The sequence below is a fragment of the Azoarcus sp. TTM-91 genome, assembly GCF_012911025.1.
Taxonomy (GTDB): Bacteria; Pseudomonadota; Gammaproteobacteria; order Burkholderiales; family Rhodocyclaceae; genus Azoarcus.
The window spans coordinates 1-6,426 of record NZ_WUEI01000176.1 but is presented as its reverse complement, the minus strand read 5'-3'; the positions used below and the strand labels follow the sequence as shown (position 1 = coordinate 6,426).

Genomic DNA, 6,426 nt, shown 5'->3' with positions numbered 1-6,426 from the left:
CATGCGCAGTCTCCGTTGGGCTGGGGGGCCGTCTGTTGTAGTGGTTTGATCAATTGGCGGGCGGCGCAGGCGGCGGCCTCGGCATCGCCGGCGGCAATGGCGTCGACGATGGCAGTGTGGGCATCGTCGTCCGGGTTGGTCACCGATTCATCGGCCAGCATCAGCAGCACCACGTGCTGCACCGCGTCCGAGAAAAAGTCGTAGAGCGCCGCCAGTGCCGAGTTGTGGGCGGCGCTGAGCACCTGGCGGTGGAAGGCGAGGTCGCGGGCGACGTAGGCCTCGGGTGTTTCGCCCTCATGGTGGGTGTTGCGCGCGGCCAGGGTGGCGCGCAGGGCGACCAGGTCATCCCCGGTGCGGCGCAGGGCGGCCAGCCGGGCGGCTTCCACTTCCAGCATGGCGCGGGTTTCCAGGTGCTCTTGCAGGCTGGCACGGCACAGTCCGGCCATCGCCACCGAGGGGTCCAGGCGGCTGGCGACATAGGTGCCGTCGCCCTGGCGCACGTCCAGCAGGCCGCAGAACGCCAGCACCCGCACCGCCTCGCGCACCGTGTTGCGGCTCACGCCCAGCAGGGCCGCCAGCTCCGGCTCGACGGGAATGCGGCTGCCGACCGGCCATCCGCCTTGGCTGATGCGGTCGCGCAGCGCGGCAACGGCGAGGTCGACCAGGGAAGTCTTGCCCAGCAGCGGTGCCGGGCGGGTGGAGGAGGCGGACATGGGGAGGTTGATTCATCCAATGATTGGATGAATTGTGCCCTGTATGGCTTGCCCCAGGCAATGCGCAGTGGTCGGATGCCCGCGCGGCAAGGGCCTGGCAAGGATTGCCGCCCGGCCGGCGAGGGTTTGCCGCTCCCCCGCGGTCCCGGGCCCAGCCGGCTTTATTTTCGTGCGGCCGCGGATGCGGTGTGGCTCAAGGGAGACCGTGGCTTTTCACCGCGGGCGTTCCTCACCGGATCGCTGCTGGCTCAGGACTTGCGGATAGAGCGATCCGACTTATCCGCGAGAGAGGACGCTTCCATGAAAGTCGAAACGGGCAATTCCTATTCGAATCAGGCCGCACAAGCCGCCGCCAGCGGGCGTTCGGCCGATGGCTCGTTCGCCGCCGCGCTGAGCGCGGCCCAAGCCGGTGGCGCTGAGAAGGTGGATTTCACCAGCATGACCCGGCAGGAGATGCGGGACTGGCTCAACGAGCAGATCCGCAGCGGCAAGATGGCGCTGGATGGCAGCGAGGCCTTCATGGCGATGACCATGAAGATCCCGGTGGGTGGTTCCGGCGTCGAGGTGCCGGCCGAGAGCGACAGCGCCCGCTACGACTTCATGGGGAAGCTCAGCGATGGCATCCTGGGTGCGCGTTCGCGTGGCGACGAAGCCGCCCTGCAGCGGCTGGAGTCGGCCCTGCAGATCGCGCAGCGCTATCAGCGCTAGCTTGCCAGACCCGCCTGCACCGGGCGCGGATCAGGCGGCGTCCAGCAGATTTACTTGCGCCGTTGCGCCGCTGGCGCTGCCCGACGACGGCTGCCATAGCGCCTCCCGATCCAGGTCGGCGACGTCGCGGATGCCGCCCAGCGCCATGGTGATGTCCAGCTCCTTGCGGATCAGCTCCAGCGCGGTGCTCACGCCGGCCTGACCCAGGGCGCCCAGGCCGTAGAGGAAGGCCTTGCCGATGAAGGTGCCGCGGGCGCCGATCGCCATCGCCTTGTACACGTCCTGGCCGCTGCGCACACCGCCGTCGAACAGCACCTCGGTGCGATGGCCGACCGCATCCACGATGCCGGGCAGGGCGGCGATGGTGGAGGGCGCGCCGTCCAGCTGGCGGCCGCCGTGGTTGGAGACGACGATGGCGTCCGCGCCCTGACCGACCGCTTCGCGGGCGTCATCCGGGTCCATGATGCCCTTGACGATGAGCTTGCCCGGCCACAGGTCGCGTATCCAGCCCACGTCCTTCCACGACAGCGAGGTGTCGAACTGGCCGCCCACCCATTGCGCCAGCGTCTGCGTGCCCTGGGCGCCGCGCACGAAGCCTTCCAGGTTGCCGAAGCTGCGGCTGGGGCCGCGCAGCACATGCCACAGCCAGGGTAGCTTGCGCGCCATGTCGAAGGCGTTGGAAACGGTGAGGCGGGGCGGCACCGAGAGGCCGTTCTTGATGTCCTGGTGGCGCTGGCCCTGGATCTGCAGGTCGGCGGTGAGCATCAGCGCGGAGCAGCCGGCTTCGCGGGCGCGGGTGATCAGCGAGCGCACGAAGTCGCGGTCGCGCATCACGTAGAGCTGGAACCAGAAGGGTTGGTCCACCGCGGCGCGCACCTGCTCGATGGAGCAGATGGACATGGTGGACAGGGTAAAGGGCACGCCGAAGGCCTGGGCGGCGCGGGCGGCGAGGATCTCGCCGCTGCCGTGCATCAGCCCGGTTAGGCCGGTCGGGGCGATGGCGACCGGAATGCGCGCCGCCTCGCCGACCAGGGTGGTGTCCAGCCGGCGGTTGTCCACATCCACCATCACCTTCTGCCGCAGGCGGATGGCCTGCAGGTCGGCGCGGTTGGCGTTCAGGGTGGTCTCGTCATAGGAGCCCCGGTCCACGTAGTCGAAGATCGCCTTGGGAACGCGGCGGCGGGCGAGTTGGCGGAGGTCTTCGTTGCAGGTGATGGGCGTGGGCACGGGGTTCTCCTTCTGTGTGGCGCTGCCCGCAATGCTAGCCGCCGCCATCGCCCGGCGGGTGGAAAGCGCCGCCGCGCAGGCCGGAAGAAACGTCCGGTCTGGCGCTTCGGCCACGGGTGCTTGGCCGCCTGTCCGCAGGCGGTGGAGTCAGCCGCCGCCCAGCCTGGCGCACACGCTCCGCAGCCAGGCGGCGAACTCGCGTGCCGCATGGCGCATGTCGGCATCGCCCTCATAGCGGGGATCGAAGGCGATGGCGTAGTGGGTGAGCGGGGTGCAGCGCACGGCGAAGGGGGCGATGAGTTCGCCGCTGCGCAGCGCCCGCCACGCCAGGCTGGGTCGGACCAGCGCGGCGCCCAGGCCGCAGGCGGCGGCGGAGATGGTCATGCCCATGTCGACCAGGCGCGGCCCGCTGGCCGGCTCCGGCCAGTCCAGCCCGGCGGCGGCGAACCAGGGTAGCCAGGATTCCGGCGGGCTGCGCAACAGCGGCCCGCGCGAGAGGTCGGCGGGCGTCTGCAACTGGTAGCGGTGGGCGTAATCCGGGCTGCAGACCACGGTGAGCGGGTCGTCGAGCACGATGTCGGGATTGTCGTCGCCCGCGCGCGTGGCGCAGATTTCCACCGCCGCACCGGGTTGGCGCAGGCCGAGGTAGGGCACCGACAGCACGATTTCCACATCCACCTGCGGTGCCTGTTCGAGGAAGCTGCCGAGGTGCGGAACCAGGATCTCGCGGCCGAAGGTGGGTGGCGAACACACCGGCAGATGGATACGGCGTGCCGGGTCGCGCCTGTGCAGCGGCGCGGCAGAGAGCAGGCCGAGCGCGGTGCGCACCTGCTCCTGGTACTCCAGCCCGGCGGCGGTGGGAGTCACGCCGCGCGCATGCCGCTCCAGCAGGCGCACGCCCAGCAGCTGCTCCAGGCTGGCGATGCGCTTGCCCACCGCGCTGGCGGTCAGTGCCAGCTCCTCGCTGGCGCGCTCTATGGAGCCGAGACGGGCGGCCGCCTCGAAGGCGCGGATGGCGGGCAGCGGCGGCAGGCGGCTGGCCTGCCGGGCGGTGGGAAGAGTCATCGGGCCGGGCCGGAAAGGACGAAGGCCCGATTCTAGAACATGGGGCCGGCGGCGGCCCCGTACCGCGTCAGGCCTTGACGGTGGCGCGGTCGGAGGATGTCGTGCCGCTCGGGTTGCCGCCGGTGGCCGGCGGGCTGGCTGCGCTGCCGTCTTCCGTGGTCTCGTCGCCGTCCTTCTTGGGCAGCAGGGAGGTCAGGAAGTCGTCCAGGCCTTTCTGCACCAGGTCGTAGGTCTTGTTGATGCCGCCTTCGACGTCGCCCTGCAGCACGCCGAGGCCGTCGAGAATGTCCGCCGCTTCCTTGAAGCCCTTCTCGAAGCCGCCGCGGATGAGGTCGACGAAGTCGTTGGCCAGGGTCTCCCTGTCCTTGTCCGGGTGCTGGGCGGCGTAGGCGTCGAACATGCCGGTGGCGAACTTCAGGATGCGGTCGGCGGTGGCTTCCGGCGAGTTGTCCTGCTGCTTTGCGGCATTCTGGATTGCATTTTCGCCCAACTCCGGCGCCAGCACTTCGTTCAGGTTGTCGATGGCGCTGCGGAAGAGCAGTGCCTGACTGTCGTTGCCGGCGTTGATGGAAACCTCGAGCGAGGCCTGGATGATCTGGATGTTGAGCTGGGTCTTGACCTCGGCGCGTATGGAGCCGGTGGTGGACGCCTGGGCGCCTTCGGTCTTGCCGGCGTCCGGCTTGGTGGCCTCGGTCTGGCTGTCCTGCGCCTGAGCAGTGGCGCTGCGGTCGGTCACCGAGGTGCTGGAGGGAATAGCCATGACGATTCTCCTGTCCCTGGAGTGGCAAGGCCGTGTTAACGGCAGCCTCAGGCAAAACTTTAGAAGGGCTTAGGCAATTCTGATACAGCAAGCAGCGTGCCCGGCCCGCGCCGTTTCCCGCCGGGCGTGCCACCTCGTCCTGCCCGCACTGCGAACGGCGGCGGACTTGTTTCTTCAGTCCCTGGCCTGGGCGACAAGTTCAAAGGAGCGCAGGCGGGCGGCCTGGTCGAAGATCTGGCCGGTGACCATCAGCTCGTCGGCGCCGGTGTCGGCGATGAAGCGGCGCAGGCCGGCTGCCACCGTGGCGCGGGAGCCGACCACCGAGCAGGCCAGCGAAGATTCGGCGAAGGCGCGCTCGGCCGGGCTCCAGTGGCCGTCCATGCTCTCCACCGGCGCCTGCAGCGGGCCGGGGTTGCCGCGCGCGAGGCTGGCGAAGCGCTGCTGCAGCGAGGTGAAGAGATAGGCCGCTTCCTCGTCGGTATCGGCGGCGACCGCGTTCAGGCCCAGCATCACATAAGGCCGCTCCAGCACGGCGGAAGGGCGGAACTGGCGGCGATAGACGTCGATGGCCGCTTCCATGAAGCGCGGCGCGAAGTGGGAGGCGAAGGCGAAGGGCAGGCCCAGGCCGGCGGCGAGCTGGGCGCTGAACAGGCTGGAGCCCAGCAGCCACAGCGGCACTTCCAGGCCTTCGCCGGGCACCGCGCGCACTGCCTGGCCGGGCTCCGCCGGGCGGAAGTAGGACTGCAGCTCGACGACGTCGTCCGGGAAGGTGTCCGCGCTGTCCATCAGGTTGCGGCGCAGGGCGCGGGCGGTGCGTTGATCGGTACCGGGGGCGCGGCCCAGGCCGAGGTCGATACGGCCGGGGTAGAGCGCTGCCAGGGTGCCGAACTGCTCGGCGATCACCAGCGGGGCATGGTTGGGCAGCATGATGCCACCGGCGCCGACCCGTATCGTCGAGGTGCCTTCGGCCACATAGCCGATGGCGACCGCGGTGGCGGCGCTGGCGACGCCCACCATGTTGTGGTGCTCCGCCAGCCAGAAGCGCCGGTAGCCCAGCTTCTCCGCCAGGCGGGCGAGTTCGCGGCTGTTGCGCAGGGCCTGGGCCGGCGTGCTGCCTTCGGCAACCGGCGCGAGATCCAGGATGGAAAGAGGGGTGGTGAACGGGCTCATGTCGGGGCGTGTCTTTCTTGTTTGGAGGAGGGCACCCGCGGACCGGGGCCAATGTTGTACAGACTGGCCGGGGCGGTGGCGGTTCCGGCGGTGGCAGCCCGCCGCGCCGCGCGGGGTGGCGCAGCGCGAAGGGGCTACTGCACCACCGGCCTGTTCGGCAACTCGTCCGCATCGCTCCGGGACGTTGCCGGATCGAGCGGGAAATGGCGTTCCAGCGCACTGCCGACGGTCTTCACCGCGCTCGCCAGCGCCTGCTCCAGCTGGCCGGCCCGCAGCGCAGGGCGCATCGCCGCCACTGCTGCCTGCCAGGCGTCGGCCTCCAGGCGGCGGACGAGGCCGCGGTCGGCGACGATCTCGATGCGGTGCTCGGTGAGCTGCAGGTAGATCAGCACGCCGTTGTTGTGCTCGGTGTCCCATACGCGCAGCTTGCCGAACTGGCTGAGGGCGCGCTGGTGCACGATCTCTGCCACCGCCAGCCGCTGGCGGAACTGGCGCCACAGGTAGCTGAGCGGCAGCGCGGCTTCCACGCACAGGCAAATCTCGCCGCTGTGGCGGGCTTCGCTGTCCGCCACCAGCTGTTCCAGCCGCTGCAGCGCGGCGCTATCCAGCTTGCGGCGTACATCGCCGGCATCGGCCCACAGGTGCCGCAGGAAACGGATGACGGTACTCATGTCACCAGCCCCCCGAGGCGCCGCCGCCACCGAAGCTGCCACCGCCGCCGGAGCGGAAACCGCCGCCCCCGCCGCGGCGACCACCACTGCCGCCGCCCCAGATGATGGGGCC

The 6,426-nt window shown here is 70.1% G+C and carries 7 protein-coding genes; 1 reads left to right on the top strand and 6 read right to left on the bottom strand.

Annotation, left to right across the window (positions count from 1 at the left end; genetic code table 11):
- Window positions 1-713: FadR/GntR family transcriptional regulator (locus GRF61_RS22880; protein ID WP_169152929.1), on the bottom strand; the 713-nt coding region annotated here is incomplete at its 3' end.
- Between the two features lie 300 nt (window positions 714-1,013).
- Here GRF61_RS22880 and GRF61_RS22875 point away from each other — a divergent pair.
- Window positions 1,014-1,421 carry a hypothetical protein gene (locus GRF61_RS22875; RefSeq protein WP_169152928.1) on the top strand — a complete coding sequence of 136 codons (408 nt, stop codon included), beginning with the start codon at window positions 1,014-1,016 and terminating at the stop codon, window positions 1,419-1,421.
- Window positions 1,422-1,451: 30 nt separating this feature from the next.
- Here the strand turns inward: GRF61_RS22875 and GRF61_RS22870 are convergent, their stop codons facing one another.
- The 5 genes from GRF61_RS22870 to GRF61_RS22850 form a co-directional block, all read right to left on the bottom strand.
- On the bottom strand, window positions 1,452-2,648 hold the full coding sequence (locus tag GRF61_RS22870; RefSeq protein WP_348982467.1) for an alpha-hydroxy acid oxidase: 1,197 nt from the start codon (window positions 2,646-2,648) through the stop codon (window positions 1,452-1,454).
- A 147-nt stretch (window positions 2,649-2,795) separates the two neighbouring features.
- Window positions 2,796-3,713 (bottom strand): LysR family transcriptional regulator, encoded by a 918-nt coding sequence (locus tag GRF61_RS22865; protein WP_169152926.1) that lies wholly within the window; start codon window positions 3,711-3,713, stop codon window positions 2,796-2,798.
- 67 nt (window positions 3,714-3,780) lie between these two features.
- Entirely contained in the window at window positions 3,781-4,473 is a 693-nt protein-coding gene (locus tag GRF61_RS22860) for a DUF5610 domain-containing protein (RefSeq protein ID WP_169152925.1), read from the bottom strand.
- A 174-nt stretch (window positions 4,474-4,647) separates the two neighbouring features.
- On the bottom strand, window positions 4,648-5,643 hold the full coding sequence (locus tag GRF61_RS22855) for an LLM class flavin-dependent oxidoreductase (protein WP_169152924.1): 996 nt from the start codon (window positions 5,641-5,643) through the stop codon (window positions 4,648-4,650).
- Between the two features lie 134 nt (window positions 5,644-5,777).
- Window positions 5,778-6,314: a TPM domain-containing protein gene (locus GRF61_RS22850; protein ID WP_169152923.1), complete on the bottom strand. Its 537-nt coding sequence runs from the start codon at window positions 6,312-6,314 to the stop codon at window positions 5,778-5,780.
- Window positions 6,315-6,426 lie beyond the last annotated feature (112 nt).